The sequence below is a fragment of the Archangium minus genome (genome assembly GCF_044360475.1).
GTDB classification, from domain to species: domain Bacteria; phylum Myxococcota; class Myxococcia; order Myxococcales; family Myxococcaceae; genus Archangium; species Archangium minus.
Window position 1 is genome coordinate 7934427 of the sequence record NZ_CP043494.1, and the last position, 14806, is coordinate 7949232.

Here is a 14806-nt window from a genome sequence, read left to right on the forward strand (position 1 = left end):
TCATGAGGTGGCACGGAAACGCGAATTCCGAGCTTGTCACTCCTCTGTGTCATTGTGGATGAAGCAACCCGTCAGAAAGATGGAGCTGCGCGGTTGAATACCGCGTCGCAGCACGACTCCACCCCCCATCAGGAACGTCCCAATGACACAACATCCCCAACGGCCCCCCCGGGCCGTCCAGCACCTGCTCCGGTGCGTTACCACGGCGCTCGCGTTGGCCCTCCTGGCCTTTACCCCCGGGAGCGCGCACGCGCAGACGGCCTTCTCCCTCTTCGCGCCCAACAGCACGCCCGCCGTGCCCTCAGTGACGAATGACTCCACCGCGGTGGAGGTGGGCGTGAAGTTCAAGTCCGACGTGGCGGGCGACATCGTCGGCATCCGCTTCTACAAGGGCGCGGGCAACACCGGCACCCACGTGGGCCACCTGTGGAGCGCCACCGGGCAGTTGCTCGCCTCGGCCACCTTCGTCAACGAGACGGCCACCGGCTGGCAGCAGGTGACGTTCTCCACCCCGGTGCCCGTCACCGCGGGCACCACGTACGTGGCCTCGTACCACGCGCCCAACGGGGCCTATGGCTTCACGGACTCGGGCCTCATCGCGGGTGTGGACAGCCCGCCCCTGCACGCGCTGCCGGGCAGCACCACCAGCGGCGGCAACGGCGTCTTCAAGTACGGCCCCTCCGGCACCTTCCCCACCGACAGCTTCCGCAACTCCAACTACTGGGTGGACGTGGTCTTCCGGCCCGCGGCGCCGGTGAGCATCTGGCCGTCCACCGCCACACCGGTCATCGCCTCGGTGAGCAATGACTCCCGCCCCGTCGAAGTAGGCGTGAAGTTCCGGACCTCCGTGACGGGCAATGTGGTGGGCGTGCGCTTCTACAAGGGCGCGGGCAACACCGGCACCCACGTGGGCCACCTGTGGAGCGCCTCCGGGCAGTTGCTGGCCTCGGCCACCTTCGTCAACGAGACGGCCACCGGCTGGCAGCAGGTGACGTTCTCCAATCCAGTGCCCATCGCCGCCGACACGACGTACGTGGCCTCGTACCACGCGCCCAACGGAGCCTATGCCTTCGACGACGCGGGCCTCGTCAACGGCGTGAGTGCTCCGCCCGTGTCCGCGCTTCCCGGCCCCACCAGCGGCGGCAACGGCGTCTACGCGTATGGGCCCTCGGGCACCTTCCCCACAGGCAGCTACCGCGACTCCAACTACTGGGTGGACGTCCTGTTCCAGGCCACGGGCGCGCCGCCGCCGGAGCCACCCCCGCCGGGCAACACCTTCAGCCTCTTCCCCGTGAGCGCGACGCCCGGCACCCCCACGGCCCAAGACGCGTCCTCCATCGAGGTGGGCGTGAAGTTCCGCTCGGACGTGGACGGCCGGGTGAAGGGCATCCGCTTCTACAAGGGCGCGGGTAACACCGGCACCCACGTGGGTAACCTGTGGAGCGCCTCCGGCCAGCTCCTCGCCAGCGCCACCTTCACGAACGAGACGGCCACGGGCTGGCAGCAGGTGACGTTCGCCTCGCCGGTGTCCATCACCGCGGGCACCACGTATGTGGCCTCGTATTTCGCGCCGGTCGGCGGCTACTCCGCCGACCTGGGCGGGCTGGCCAACGGCGTGGACGCGCCGCCCCTGCACGCACTGCCGGGCAGCACCACCAGCGGCGGCAACGGCGTATATGCCTACGGCACGGTGTCCAGCTTCCCCACCACCAGCTACCAGAACGCCAACTACTGGGTGGACGTCATCTTCGAGTCGAACGGCCCGCCGCCGCGCCCGGGTGTCACCGGCTCCGGCCCGGTGCTGCTGGCCACCGACCCGGCCAACGCCTTCACCGACTATCTGAAGGAGCTTCTCAAGGCCGAGGGCATCGCCTCGTTCGCCGCCACCGACGCCGGCAACATCGGCACGTCGGTGTCGCTCGATAACTACCGGGTGCTCATCCTCGGCGAGACGACGCTGAGCGCCGCCCAGGTGACGCTCGTCACCAACTGGGTGAACGCGGGCGGCAGCCTCATCGCCATGCGACCCTCCGCCAACCTCAACGCGCTGCTCGGCCTCAACCCGTCCACGGGCACGCTGTCGGAGGGCTACCTCCTGCTCGACACGACCCAGGCGCCGGGCGCGGGCCTCACCGCGGAGACGATGCAGTACCACGGCACCGCGGACCTGCACACGCTGGCCGCCGGCACGCGCGCCGTCGCCACGCTCTACTCGAGCGCCACCACGCCCACGTCCTACGCCGCGGTCAGCCTACGTCCGGCGGGCAGCGGCACGGCCATCGCCTTCGCGTACGACCTGGCGAAGTCCGTCATCCTCACGCGCCAGGGCAACCCGGCGTGGCAAGGCCAGAACCGTGACGGCTCCAGCATCGGCCCGGGGGCGCGCTCCAACGACATGTTCTACGGCAACGCGTCCTTCGACCCGAAGCCGGACTGGGTGGACATGAGCAAGGTGCAGATTCCCCAGGCGGACGAGCAGCAGCGCCTGCTGGCGAACATGCTCCACCTGACCAGCGCCGTCCCGCTGCCGCGTCTCTGGTACTTCCCCGGCGCGAAGAAGGCCGTGGTGGTGATGACGGGTGACGGGCACCCGGGTGGCGCCACCGTGCAGCGCTGGCAGCAGTACCTCAACGCCAGCCCCGCGAGCTGCAACGTGGACAACTGGGAGTGCGTGCGCGGCACCGTCTATGACTTCATCGGCGGGCTGACGGCGACGCAGGCCGTGGCATACGAGGCTCAGGGCTTCGAGTACGCCCTCCACGTCAACACCGGCTGCGCGGACTACACGGCCGCCACGCTGGACCCGAACTTCTTCACGCCGCAGCTGGCGAACTTCGCCGCGTCGTACCCGGGCATCCCCGCGCCCACCACCAACCGCACGCACTGCATCGTCTTCAGCGATTGGGCCACGCAGCCGAAGGTGTCGCTGCGCCACGGCATCCGGCTGGACACGAACTACTACTACTGGCCGGACTACTGGGTGCAGGACCGCCCGGGCCTGTTCACCGGCTCGGGAATGGCCATGCGCTTCGCGGACGTGGACGGCACGCCCATCGACGTCTACCAGCTGGCCACGCAGATGACGGACGAGTCCGGCCAGTCGTACCCGCTGCACATCGACACGCTGCTGGCCAACGCGCTCGGCCCCAAGGGGTACTACGGCGCGTTCAACGCCAACATGCACGTGGACACGGACCCGTCGGCGGGCTCCTCGGGCTCGGCGGCCATCATCGCCTCGGCCCGGCGCGAGGGCGTGTCCGTCATCACCGCGAAGCAACTGCTCGCCTGGCTCGACGCGCGAGAGGCCACCCGGGTGTCCTCCGTGGCCTTTACCGGCACGGCGCTCACCTTCACCGTGGCCACCCCGGCGCGCAACCTGTCGCTCATGATTCCCACACGGACGGCGACGGGCCGCACGCTCGTATCCGTGAGCGTCAACGGCACGCCGGTGACGACGGTGCCGCAGACCATTAAGGGCGTGGGCTTCGCGTTCATCAACGGCGCGCAGGCCGGCACGTACACGGCCACGTACAACTGAGTCGCGGTCCACTCCGCTCTTCGGGGGGGACGGTGGCGCCGCCTCCCCCTCTCCCTTGGGAGGGGGGCGGGGTGCGGCGTGTGTCCCAAGGGGCTGCACGGGGCCACGTGGTCTCAGGCCTGACGATCCCTCGTCCGTCAGGCTCGAGCTCGAATATCCTGACACCATGCGCCACCTCCCAATCCTGAGCCCATTCCGAATGTTGTGCCTCGCCGCCGCAGTGCTGGCATCCGCCTGCGCGGCGGAAGTCCGAGAAGTCGAAGAGGTGGACGGCGGAGTCGACGCGCCCACAGATGCGGGGCCGGGCTCGGAGGCTCCGGATGCGGGGCCCCCCTCCTGCTCGAATATCACCGGAGATCGCGCCACCCAGGTGTGTCTGCGCTGGAAGTGTGACCGCGCGGACCTCTCCGAAGGCACCTGGAGCGGAGCCGTGAATGGGTGCATCGCGGGCGACCTGGGGGCGAGCGCCCGCGCCAACACGCTGCGGCTCATCAACCTCTACCGCTTCCTCGCCGAGCTGCCCGCGGTGACCACCGATGCGGTGCGCAATCAGAAGGCCCAGGAGTGCGCGCTCATGATGGACGCCAACAACAGCCTCAATCACAGCCCGCCCTCCAGCTGGAGCTGCTACACCTCCGGTGGCGCGGAGGCTGCTGGCAAGAGCAACATCTGCTCGGGCCGAGCCGTGGGCTGCATCGACCTGTACATGTCGGACTCCGGCAACGCGACCACGCTCGGCCATCGCCGCTGGTTCCTCTCCAATCAGCTCGGTCCGGTGGGAATTGGAGGTACGACAGGCGGCTCCTGCCACTGGGTCATTGGCGGCAGCGGCAGCGCCAACCGCGCCTGGACCGCCTGGCCACCGCCGGGCCCCGTCCCCCTCGGAGCCATCCACATCCCGGGGAAGACCTCGGTCGATGTCACCGGGTGGTCCGTACAGACCTACGCGTCCAGCTACAACCTCGGGAACGCGCAGGTCACGGTCACGGACAACGGGCAGCCCGCTCCGGTCACCGTGACGCAGTTGCTCGCGAACTACGGCTCCGCCTACGCCATCCGCTTCAACCCTCAGGGCTGGACCACTCAGGCGGGCCATACCTATGCGGTGACCATCACCGCGCCGGGACTGACCAACCCCATCCACTACACCGTGCAGCCGGTGAACTGCCCCTAGGGCTTCGAGCCGCCTCTGCCTTGGCGACTCCGAGCCTGCTTGGGGGAACGCGCCGTCCGCCCGCCGGAAGAATCGGTGCAAGTTCGGCGGCGCCCTAGCACGGGCAGTGATAGTGTCCGAACATGTACAATCGCTTCGCGTACGCGTTTCTTTGCTTGACCCTCGCGAGCTGCCACTGCGGGAGCAGTGGGATCGAGCCCCCCACGCCGCACTTCGATCCCCCCAGCGCCACCACCCTCCCCGGGGTGGGCTCGCTCGTCTCTGTCATCAACCTCGACGACGAGCCGGTGGTCTGTTTCACGACCGACGGCACGGCCCCGGAATGGAACGGGGGCGACTGCCCGAATCGGCTCGACGCAAACCGCCAGATCGCGGTGCCCCACTGCGGGTTCAACATCATCCGCATCGCGTGGTCAACGGGCACGGACGAGGCCAGCTACGTGGTCGAGAGCGAGGACTGCAAGGCAAGCTGCGACCCAGTGCTGCCCTGGTCCAACGGAGAGCTGGTGCGCGCCTTCGCGCTCTGGCAGGACGAGGTCAAGTGCAAGATGAACAAGTGCGAGAACCCGGCGGCCACCGGCAACTGGTCGGCGCAGTGCGACACCGGGAGCGTCGCCTGGAACGTGAGCCTCGACGGCCTGCGCGCGGTCAGCACGTTCACCTTCGCCGCCTGCGCTCACGCCGTCACCCTCGATGTCGAGGAGAACGGAACGACAGTCGCGCGGACGTTCAACCTCGTGGTCGACGGCCAACTGATCCAGGACACCGACTTCAGCGGCACCGGTAACGAGGGCGGGACTGTCACGGTGTCAGGCGATTTCACCGGCACGGTGACCTCGCGCATCATGATCAAGAACAAGAAGCGCGGCGGCGGCAGCTTCGAGGCGGCATGCTCGGCAGATCCTCTGGAAGGGATGGAGTGCGCCCCGTCGAGCGCGAAGATCGCCTACGACTTCCCGGACTGGAGCTGCCACGGCGGCATCTGCCCAGTCTCCGCCGTGGCCGGCTGCGAGAAGCCCGACGTCGACAGTGACACCATCGTCGATGCCGACGACAACTGCCCCGAGCATCCGAACACCGACCAGGCCGACGTCGATAGCGACGGCATCGGCGATGCCTGCGACGACAACCCGGGCTTCATCGTCATCCGCTTCAAGACGAAGAACCGTTGCCTGCTCGCCGGCGACGACAAGGTCCACTCGACGAGCACGTGCGAGCCCGCCGACCCGCTCCAGCAATGGCAGATGTTCCCCGACGGCGACGACGCCTTCGGGTTCCGCAACCTCGCGAACGGCGAGTGCCTGAGCCAGTCCGGCATCCTCGCCGGCCCCTGGACCGTCGTCACCGACCCGTGCGACGGCAGCAACAAGCAGCGCTGGAGGCTCGAGAGGAACGACCAGGGCGGCTTCGACGAGTCTTTCCCCATCCGTCTGCACAACGTCGCCAACAACTTCTGCGCGCACACCGACTTCACGGGGAACGTGTTCGGCACGATCGCCAACTGCGGGCTGTGGGGGACCGAGTCGAACCAGAAGGTCGGGTTGTACTACGGAGGCGCGTTCGACACGCTGCCGTATCAGCCCTGAGCTGGCAGCGTCCGAATCCCACGGGAGGGCCTCTCGGACGCCTCGTCCGTCAGGCTCGACCGCGGGCCTCAAGGGACTGAGGTCAGGCTGCGCTCTGCGCCCTCAATCGCGCTCCGGCGCGCCCAGCGGAAATAAGGGGCGATACGGCCGCGCCTCGTCCACGGCGCGCGCGAATGACGGCCGGGCCAGCAGCCGCTGTCGGTACGCCCGGACGTTCGCGAATCGCGCGTCAATCGCATGCGTCCAGTCCGCGTAGAACAGGGCCGGCGCGGCGGAGCAGTCCGCGAGGCTGAATCGCGTGCCCACCGCCCATTCGCGATTCGCCATCACTCCGTCGAGCCAGCCATACGCCGCGTCGAGCATCGCCCGCGCTTCCGCCACCCCGTAGGGGTCGCGATCCGCCTCGGGCCGGAGCTGGTTGAAGACGATCCTCCCCTGCGGCGTCGACACGTAGCTGTCGAAGAAGCGGTCCATCGTCCGCACGTCCAGGGCCTCGCGCGCGTCCTCGGGAATCAGCCGGACCGGTCCCGGGTGATGCAGCTGCAAGTGCTCGATGATGATGCTCGATTCCAGCACCGTGCGGCCCTCGTCCACCAGCACGGGGAAGCGCTTGAGCGGCCAGAGCGCCGCAAGCTCGGCCATCGCCTGGGGGTTGTCGAGCATGCGCAGCTCGAAAGGGAGGGCGTTCTCGTAGAGCGCGATCAAGACCTTCTGGCAGTACGACGAGAACGGGTGCGCATAGAGCTTCAGGGTCATCGCGGGCTCCTCGGATAATGCGGGTCGTACTGCTTGCACTTCGCAAGCGGTTGCGTTCTAGCCAGACTGCTCCTACTTTGCAAGCAGTCCGTGGGAGTTCACTCGATGGAAGGCGCGCCACGCTCGGGCTGCCCGATCAACCTGACGTTGGAAGTTCTCGGCGATCGCTGGAGCCTGATCGTCATTCGCGACGTCATGTTCGGCAACCGGCGCCATTACCGCGAGCTGCTGAACCAATCCGAGGAAGGCATCGCCTCCAACATCCTGGCGGACCGCCTCAAGCGCCTGCTCGAAGCCGGCCTGCTGTCGAAGCGCGATGACCCCACGCACCGGCAGAAGTCGATCTACAGCCTCACCGAGCCGGCCATTCAGCTCGTACCGCTGCTCGTCCAGATGGGCGCCTGGGGCGTGCGGCATACGCCCGCCTCCGAGGAGCTGTCGATCCGCGCGCAGCTGCTGGAACAAGGCGGCCCGGCCTTGTGGGAGGCCTTCATGGCGGAACTCCGGGCGGTACACCTCGGCGCGCCCGTGCCCCAACGCTCGGTCCTGGCGGAACTCCAGGCCGCGTTCGAGGCGGCTCTCGCCAGGAAGACCGGAACGGGGCCGGGCGGGGCGAGGCCCAAACGGGCCCCTCGCAAACGCTCCGCGCCGTGACAAGGGCTCTTTCAACGTCGCCCTCGCCTACCAGGCCGGCAGGTTCCTCCATGGCCTCTGGCTTGTCTCCTGCGCTCTCCGCTCGAATCTTTGGGAAGGAGTGGCCCACCGGGGGCTACCCGACCGCCAGGGATTGCAGCCATGCACGAAGAAATCCAGCCCGAGGGCGAGCCGCTGCGCAATGCAGTCCGGTGGATCGCCGCCCGTCGCGCCGAGCAACCGCAGGCAAGCCTCTTCAAGCTCATCAATGAGGCGGCCCGGCGCTTCGACCTCACGCCCCTGCAAGAGGAGTTTCTCCTCAAGGAGCTCCCTCCCCCCAGGCAGGAGCAGGAATAGACCCACATCAACAGGTGCGCGAGGCGCTCACGGCGTTTGCCGTTCCAGCCAGCGCTCGATGGCGCTCGCGATTTCCTCGGGCGCGTCTTCAGGCGCATGGTGTCCCGCACGACCGAGCGGGACGATTTCGACCGCTCGTAGCGTGCTTCGCACCCATTCGACAATCTTCGGCGCGCTGAGCCCCGTGTCCCCGAACGTCAACAAGAGCGTCGGCTTCGCCGCCGTACTCGCGAGCCACGCGTCGTAGCGCTCGATGACCGCGGCGACGTCCGCGGGCTCGCCATCAATCGGGATTTCACGAGGCCATTGCAGCAGCGGACGTCGTGACGCCGGATCTGGGTATGGGGCGTAGTACACGCGGCGGTCGCTCTCCGCGAGGCCGTGCAGGACGCCGTTCGCGAGCGACCGCGCGAGGAACTCGTTCTGTTCCAGCACCAACCCCTCCCCCACCCCCGGAGTGCGCAAGGCGCGGAAGAACTGCTCGCCCTGGGGCGGCCAGTCGCTCCAGTGCATCGGTCGCAGGAAGGTCTCGAACACGACCACGCCGCGCACGCGGTCCGGGTGCCGCCGTGCCCAATCCAGGGCGAGGACACCTCCCCAGTCGTAACCGACGAGTACGAGATCGCGGAGGTCGAGCGCGGAGAACCACGCATCGAGGTACCGCGCGTGATCCGCGAACCGATAGGGAATGTCGGGCTTGCCCGAGCTCCCCATCCCAATGAGGTCGGGCGCGAGGCAACGGCCGCGATGGGCGAGCCGCTGCGTCACTTCGCGCCAGACGTGAGAGGACGTGGGGTTGCCATGCAGGAACACAATGGGCGAGCCAGTCCCGACCTCCCGGTACGACATGAACGAGTCGAGGACAGGGACGCGATGTGACGTGGGCATGGGAGTGCTCCGAGGAAGAGAAGACGTGGGGGCGTGACATGCGACGAGTGCGCTCGCGAGGAGCCAGCCGAGCAATCTGTTGTGCATGTCCACATCATGGGGGAGGCTGAATCCTCCCTGTTAGTGATGATTCGTGAGGAGTAACCTCACCCTTCGTGAGCACTCCGATTTCGGCCCTCGACCTCAATCTCCTGTTGATGCTCCACACCGTCCTCTCCGAGCGCAGCGTGGCGCGCGCGGCCGAGCGGCTCCACGTCACGCCATCCGCGATCAGCAATGGCCTCGCGCGTCTCCGCTCCGCGCTCGGAGATCCGCTCGTGACGCGCAAGGGGCGCGGCATCGTCCCCACTCCGCGCGCGCTCTCTCTCGCGCCCGCCATCGCGCGCGGCTTGCGCGAGTTCGAGTCCGCGCTTCATGCGGCTCCCTTCGAGCCGGCGAGCTGCACGCGCACCTTCACCCTCGCCGTCGCCGATGCGGGGCAGGTCACCTGGGTGCCGAGGATCGCCGCCTTGATGGGCGCGGAGATGCCGAACGCGCACCTCTCAGTGGTGGGGATTGCCTCGCTTGTCGCGCTCGGCGACCTGACCTCGTCCCAGGTCGACCTGCACATCGGCCTCGCCGGCCGGGGCGCGGGGCTCCACATCGAGCCGCTGATGAACGAGCGAACCGTTCTGGTCGCGCGCGTCGGCCACCCCGCTCTCGGCAGACGTCTGTCCGAACGTGCGCTCGGCACGCTCCGGCACGTCGGCGTGGAGATGGTTCCGGGGAAGGCGTTCAGGGACCTCGTCGGTGTCGCCTACTCCCGGGCGGGCGTGCGCCGCGAGGTCGCAATGACGGTTCCCTCGTTCATGACCGCGGCAGCCGTCGTGGCCGAGACGGATTTCGTCGCGACGCTGCCGGAGTCGCTCATCGCCGCGCAGGGCTCGCGCCTGGGCGTGAAGACAGTTGATGCTCCGGTACCCGCGCACACCGTCAAGATCGCGCTGTGCTGGCACGAGCGAACCCATGCAGACCTCGCGGCGCAGGGCTTTCGCGCGCTCGTCCGGCGCGCGGTCCTGGAATGCTCTCCTGCCGGGAACGGCCCACGCCGGTGAAGAGTACCTTGGAGTGAGGTGTAAAGGCTGGCAGGGGTGAAGCGGCTCAGCTCTCCACGGAGGCGGACAGCTCCGCGGACTGCTGCTCCTCGCTGCAGACCTGCGACGACGCATCGTCCTGAGCCACCGAGGCGGTCTCATCGGAGGGCTCGGTGAGAGTGCTGCCGCAGAAGCCCCATTCTCCACAGGTCATCGTGTGGCCGAACCAACAGGTATCACTGCAGTGGCTGCTCTCATCACAAACGACATCACAATTCGGCGGGCGGGCCGAAGCGACATGGGGGGCGAGGGAGAGGAAGGCGGTGGCGGCCAGCAGAGATCTCAGAAGGTTGCTCATGATTCCTCCATCCGGGTGAGTACTGACACGCAACGATAAGGGCGCTAAGACTAAAAGTAAACACAAGTTCCTGAGTACAGCCAAGGCCAAGAACCCCAGCATCAAGGACGGCAAGTCCTGTCACACGTCACTGAGCCCGGACTACAAGCTCACGTCCAACGCGCTCGAGGAATTCAAAAAGGCTGGCGGCAAGTAATCCACAGCGGCGCAGAAGAGGCCTCCAGTTCTTCCTATGCGCTGCGCTGAGCCGTACGGCGAGGACCGCCGCGTCAGTCGAAGTCCGTGGGCCGCTCGGGGTCATCCAGGTGCGCGAACATCCGCAGCAACTGCGGCTCCGTCACCCGGTCGAGAGAGAGCGGTGGAAGCGCATCCCGTGCGAAGTAGTCACAGCCCTCCGTCTCCAGCGTCTCCTGCGGTGCGCCGCCCTCCAGCTCGCAGCGGATGAAGAGCTTGTACACGTACGAGGGCTGCGGCGGGTGCGCGTGCTTCGCCTTATCGAGCACTGCGAGCAGCTTCACCGGGCGCACCACGTAGCCTGTCTCCTCAAGCGTCTCGCGCGCGGCCATCTCGCCGGGACTGCTGCCCACGTCCGCCCAGCCGCCAGGCAGCGTCCACCGCCCGTCCGCGCGCTCCTTGGTGAGGAGCACCTTGCCCTCGCGGAACACCACCGCCCGCACGTCCACCTTGGGCGTGGGATAGCCGTCCTCCGCGGCGAACACCAGGCGCAGCGGCTCCTCCGGCACGCCCGCCTCCGCCGCGAGCATCTCCACCGCCAGTGCGCGCAGCTCGCGGTATCGCTCCAGGTCGTACGGATCCCTGGCATAGGTGAGGCCCGTCTGGGCGATGGCCTGGAGACGTTGGATCCACTGGAGGCGTCGCATGCAAGAGCTCGAGGAGAACGGGGGTGGCAGTGTACACGCATTGAGACACCTGGGCCTGCCGTGGCAACTCGGCTACCGGGTCTCGCGTTTCGACTCCTTTGACACCATCCCGGGTCCATCCCGCCTCAATGCCTGGAACCCGGTGGTGGCTCATCGCTCGTGAAGGACAGCAGCCAGGCGCGCAGGGCCTCCGGTTCCATGGGTAGATCATCTGGCCAGAGCCGGATGCTGCCGTCCTGTCCCGTGGAGACGAGGGTCTTTCCGTCCGGGAAGAAGGCCACTGCCTCCACCTGCCCCATGTGGCCTCGCAACGCGCGGCTCTCTCCGGTGGCCAGGTCCCACAGCCGCACCGTCTTGTCGAGACTCGCCGAGGCCAGGCGCGTTCCATCCGGAGAGAAGGCGAGGTCCAGGACGTCGCCCTGGTGACCTCGGGACACGGGGCGCGGCTCTCCCGTCCGCCCGTCCCAGAGCATCACCCGGCCATCCTTCTGGTTGCGGCTGGCCACCACATCGCCCAGGGGCGAGTAGCGCAGCTCCAGGACGCCTCCACCGCTCGGTTCCTGGTGACGGCGCTGGCCACTCTTCAGCTCCCAGAAGATCACGAGCTGGTCCATTCCTCCCGTCACGAGAAGATCGCCCCTCGGAGAGAAGGCCACGGCGCGCACGGCGTCCTGATGACCGGTCAGGGCCCGGGACTCACCCGTGGTCACGTTCCACAGCCGCACCACCTTGTCCTCACCCGCGGAGGCCAGGTGCCCGCCGTCAGGAGAGAATGCGAGCTGCCACACCTTCGCGCCATGTGCTCCGAGCCGCTGTCCCTTCCCCGAAGCGTGCTCCCACAGCCACACCCCACCGTTCTCGTCCGCCGAGGCGAGGCGTTGGCCATCCCCGGAGAAGGTGACCGCAGTGACGCGGGTGTCATGTCCTGGCGGGAGGGACCGCTCGCTTCCGGTGGCGGAGGCGAACAGGTGGAGCCGTCCATCGAGTCCACCCGCGGCCAGCCACTGGCCATCCGGAGAGAAGCGCATCGCGTCCGGAGCGAAGCCAGGTGCCTCCAAGAAGGGTTTCCCCGAGGAGGCCTCGAGAAGCCGCAGGACGCCCTGCTCGGACTGCGAGGCCATCCGCTGTCCGTCGGAGGAGAGCTCCAGTGCGCTCTGAGGGTCGATACCCGCCGACAGCACACGGTGGACCTGCGTCTCCATGGAGAACACGCGCACCTGCCCGGTGTAGCTGGCGACGGCCAGCCGCCGGTCATCCGGTGAGAACAGGACGAGGTGGGCCTGTTGCCGGGGCCCGCGCAGCACACGGGGCTCTCCGCTCGCGAGCTCCCAGAGGACCGCGGTCCGATCGGCGCTGGCCGAGGCGAGGTAACGCCCATCCGAGGTAACGTCCAGGCTGTTCACGAGCCCTTCGTGGTGGTGGAGGTCCCTCGCCTGTCCCGTGGCGGAGTTCCGCAGCCGGATCACGCCCTCCTGGGTACCAATCACCACCCAGGGGGTCCCCGGTACGAAGGCGAGCGACGTGCCGATGCCGAGGTTGCTCGCGAGCAGCTGTCCCTCGGTGGTTCCAGGCATCCAGGAGTGAAGCTCTCCTCGCATGTTCACGGTGAAGAGGCGGCCGTCCGCGGAGAAGCCCCCCACGGTGGGCCGGGCCTGCGTCAACGCCTGGAAGGAACCTGTCTCCACGTCTCCCACGGCGGAGATGGCGTTGCGGTGGCCTCGCACGAACACCCAGGAGCCGAGCGGCGAGGCCAACAGCTCCTCGATGCCCTGGACCCCCGTGTGGTACGTGCGAGCCTCTCCCGTGGCCAGGTCCCAGCGATGGAGCACATCATCCGTCTGGGTGGCGGCGAGCAGGCATCGGCCCTGGCAACCCACGGTGAGTGCCGAGATGGGACCTGGCAGGGCCGGGAAGACCTTGACCTCGATCTTGCCGTCCTTGGCTGCGGGGTTCCACTGGCGCAGGACGCCATCCTTGTCGCTGGAGACGAAGCCCTCGCCATTCGGGAGCATCCGGACCCTCCACACCTCGTCGGAGTGACCGCGCAGGAGCAGGTGTTCCCCGCCCTGCTCGAGGTCCCAGACGCGCAGCGTGTGATCGTCGCTGGCGGAGACGAGATACCTGCCGTCTGGCATGAAGGAGATGTCGTTGACGTGCTGGGTGTGGCCACGCAGCACCCTGGCGAACCCCAGGGCCTGGGCATCCGCCGCGATCGTCCGCGCCGCCGACCACTTCTCGAAGTTTGGCGAGAGCTGCCGCAACGAATCGAGCGAATCGTTGGGCGCGTCCTCCACGATGTCCCGCGCCTGGGTCAGCAGGAGCTCATCGGATTGAGCCTGCGCCTGCAACCGGGCCGCATGGGCCTCATCCCGCTCGGCCCTGACCTGGCGGAAGCTCTCCGCGCCCAGGGTGGCGAGCAGCAGCAGCGCCACCGCCGAGACCGTCAGCGTGGCCCGGTAGCGGCGCACAAACCGGCGCAGCAGCTCCATCCGCGAGTACTGGTAGGCGCCGACGATCTGTCCCGTCTGGAAGCGACGGAGATCCTCCGCCATCTCGCGCGCGGTGGCGTAGCGCTCAGCGGGACGACGCGCCATGGCCTTGGTCACGATGGCCAGCAGATCCCTCGGGATGATGCGGTCCAGGAGGCTGGAAAGTGGCGGCGGAGGCCCGCTTATCACCCGCTCCAGCACCTGATCCGAGGTCGTCCCCTCATAGGGGCGGGAGCCCGCGAGCAGGTGATAGAGGATGGCGCCCAGGGCGTAGACGTCGGCCCGCTCGTCCACAGGCTGGCCCGCGGCCTGTTCCGGCGGCATGTACGCGGGCGTCCCCATCACCGTGCCGAGCCGGGTCATGTCGCTGTCCAGCGCGGCGCCAGCGGAGACAAGGAGGCCCGTGGGCGCGGTGTGCTCCGTGCGCGAGAGATCCTTGGCCAGGCCCCAGTCGATAATCACCGTCTCGCCGAACCCTCCCACCAGGATGTTGGCCGGCTTGAGATCGCGATGGATGATGCGCTCGGAGTGCGCGTAGGCCATGGCCTCGGCCACCGCCAACACATGGGGCAACAGCGCCAGCCGCTCCTCGAACGTCTTGCACTCGCAGACGACGTCCGCCAGCGAGCGCCCGGAGACGAGCTTCATCGCGTAGAAGGGCTCGCCGTCCGGCCAGCGTCCCGCCTCGTACACCGGCACGATGGCCGGGTGCTGCAGACGCGCGGTGACGAGCGCCTCGGTCATGAAGCGGGACTCGGCCTCCGGAGACGGAGCGAGCATCTGCTTGAGGGCCACGGGCCGGCCGAGCCGCAGGTCTCGGGCGCGGAGGATGCGGCCAATGCCGCCATGCGCGAGCTCCCCCTCAAGGAGGTAATGCGCAGGGTCCACCACGGGCAGCAGGTGCCCTGGCGGAGGTGGCGCCAGGCTTGAGGGAGTGGCCGCCCGCAGTGTGGGCGCGTCTCCTATTCCGGAGGAGTCCTGCGCAGGGGCAGGGTCAGCGGGTACACCCGCCTCAACGGGTCTGGCCGGGCTCATGGATGCCTTCCCAGGGAATTCTGGATTATGAGTATAAT

11 protein-coding genes are annotated in these 14806 nt (G+C 68.1%); 6 read left to right on the top strand and 5 right to left on the bottom strand.

Features of this window, described 5'->3' with window-relative positions; all coding sequences use genetic code 11:
* Positions 1-142: 142 nt before the first annotated feature.
* The 3 genes from F0U60_RS32180 (at position 143) to F0U60_RS32190 (ending at position 6298) form a co-directional block, all read left to right on the top strand.
* Complete coding sequence (locus F0U60_RS32180) at positions 143-3538, top strand: DUF4082 domain-containing protein (RefSeq protein WP_395805584.1); 3396 nt, start codon at positions 143-145, stop codon at positions 3536-3538.
* 199 nt (positions 3539-3737) lie between these two features.
* A complete protein-coding gene (locus F0U60_RS32185; protein ID WP_395805586.1) occupies positions 3738-4712 on the top strand; it encodes a CAP domain-containing protein in 975 nt (324 codons plus the stop codon).
* 122 nt (positions 4713-4834) lie between these two features.
* Entirely contained in the window at positions 4835-6298 is a 1464-nt protein-coding gene (locus F0U60_RS32190; RefSeq protein WP_395805588.1) for an RICIN domain-containing protein, read from the top strand.
* A 102-nt stretch (positions 6299-6400) separates the two neighbouring features.
* On the opposite strand, the gene F0U60_RS32195 is transcribed toward F0U60_RS32190, so the two are convergent.
* On the bottom strand, positions 6401-7054 hold the full coding sequence (locus tag F0U60_RS32195) for a glutathione S-transferase family protein (RefSeq protein WP_395805590.1): 654 nt from the start codon (positions 7052-7054) through the stop codon (positions 6401-6403).
* 105 nt (positions 7055-7159) lie between these two features.
* Between F0U60_RS32195 and F0U60_RS32200 the strand changes: the two genes are divergently transcribed.
* Positions 7160-7708: a winged helix-turn-helix transcriptional regulator gene (locus F0U60_RS32200; protein ID WP_395805592.1), complete on the top strand. Its 549-nt coding sequence runs from the start codon at positions 7160-7162 to the stop codon at positions 7706-7708.
* Between the two features lie 141 nt (positions 7709-7849).
* Positions 7850-8044: a hypothetical protein gene (locus F0U60_RS32205; RefSeq protein WP_395805594.1), complete on the top strand. Its 195-nt coding sequence runs from the start codon at positions 7850-7852 to the stop codon at positions 8042-8044.
* A gap of 27 nt (positions 8045-8071) precedes the next feature.
* Here the strand turns inward: F0U60_RS32205 and F0U60_RS32210 are convergent, their stop codons facing one another.
* Positions 8072-8932, bottom strand: coding sequence for a haloalkane dehalogenase (locus F0U60_RS32210; protein ID WP_395805596.1), 861 nt, complete (start codon positions 8930-8932; stop codon positions 8072-8074).
* A 155-nt stretch (positions 8933-9087) separates the two neighbouring features.
* Between F0U60_RS32210 and F0U60_RS32215 the strand changes: the two genes are divergently transcribed.
* Positions 9088-10026 (top strand): LysR family transcriptional regulator, encoded by a 939-nt coding sequence (locus tag F0U60_RS32215; protein WP_395805598.1) that lies wholly within the window; start codon positions 9088-9090, stop codon positions 10024-10026.
* Positions 10027-10072: 46 nt separating this feature from the next.
* Here F0U60_RS32215 and F0U60_RS32220 read toward each other — a convergent pair whose 3' ends face one another.
* From F0U60_RS32220 to F0U60_RS32230, 3 genes are all read right to left on the bottom strand, one after another.
* Positions 10073-10363 carry a hypothetical protein gene (locus tag F0U60_RS32220; RefSeq protein ID WP_395805600.1) on the bottom strand — a complete coding sequence of 97 codons (291 nt, stop codon included), beginning with the start codon at positions 10361-10363 and terminating at the stop codon, positions 10073-10075.
* A 269-nt stretch (positions 10364-10632) separates the two neighbouring features.
* The gene (locus F0U60_RS32225) at positions 10633-11244 is read right to left on the bottom strand and encodes an NUDIX hydrolase (protein WP_395805602.1); all 612 of its coding nucleotides are present in this window, start codon (positions 11242-11244) and stop codon (positions 10633-10635) included.
* A 125-nt stretch (positions 11245-11369) separates the two neighbouring features.
* Complete coding sequence (locus tag F0U60_RS32230) at positions 11370-14768, bottom strand: WD40 repeat domain-containing serine/threonine protein kinase (RefSeq protein ID WP_395805604.1); 3399 nt, start codon at positions 14766-14768, stop codon at positions 11370-11372.
* Positions 14769-14806 lie beyond the last annotated feature (38 nt).

Bases quoted from the DNA above. Each gene is read 5' to 3' on its own strand.
- F0U60_RS32180 (WP_395805584.1), top strand. From the start codon at position 143: ATGACACAACATCCCCAACGGCCCCCCCGGGCCGTCCAGCACCTGCTC.
- F0U60_RS32185 (WP_395805586.1), top strand. From the start codon at position 3,738: ATGTTGTGCCTCGCCGCCGCAGTGCTGGCATCCGCCTGCGCGGCGGAA.
- F0U60_RS32190 (WP_395805588.1), top strand. From the start codon at position 4,835: ATGTACAATCGCTTCGCGTACGCGTTTCTTTGCTTGACCCTCGCGAGC.
- F0U60_RS32195 (WP_395805590.1), bottom strand. From the start codon at position 7,054: ATGACCCTGAAGCTCTATGCGCACCCGTTCTCGTCGTACTGCCAGAAG.
- F0U60_RS32200 (WP_395805592.1), top strand. From the start codon at position 7,160: ATGGAAGGCGCGCCACGCTCGGGCTGCCCGATCAACCTGACGTTGGAA.
- F0U60_RS32205 (WP_395805594.1), top strand. From the start codon at position 7,850: ATGCACGAAGAAATCCAGCCCGAGGGCGAGCCGCTGCGCAATGCAGTC.
- F0U60_RS32210 (WP_395805596.1), bottom strand. From the start codon at position 8,932: ATGCCCACGTCACATCGCGTCCCTGTCCTCGACTCGTTCATGTCGTAC.
- F0U60_RS32220 (WP_395805600.1), bottom strand. From the start codon at position 10,363: ATGAGCAACCTTCTGAGATCTCTGCTGGCCGCCACCGCCTTCCTCTCC.
- F0U60_RS32225 (WP_395805602.1), bottom strand. From the start codon at position 11,244: ATGCGACGCCTCCAGTGGATCCAACGTCTCCAGGCCATCGCCCAGACG.
- F0U60_RS32230 (WP_395805604.1), bottom strand. From the start codon at position 14,768: ATGAGCCCGGCCAGACCCGTTGAGGCGGGTGTACCCGCTGACCCTGCC.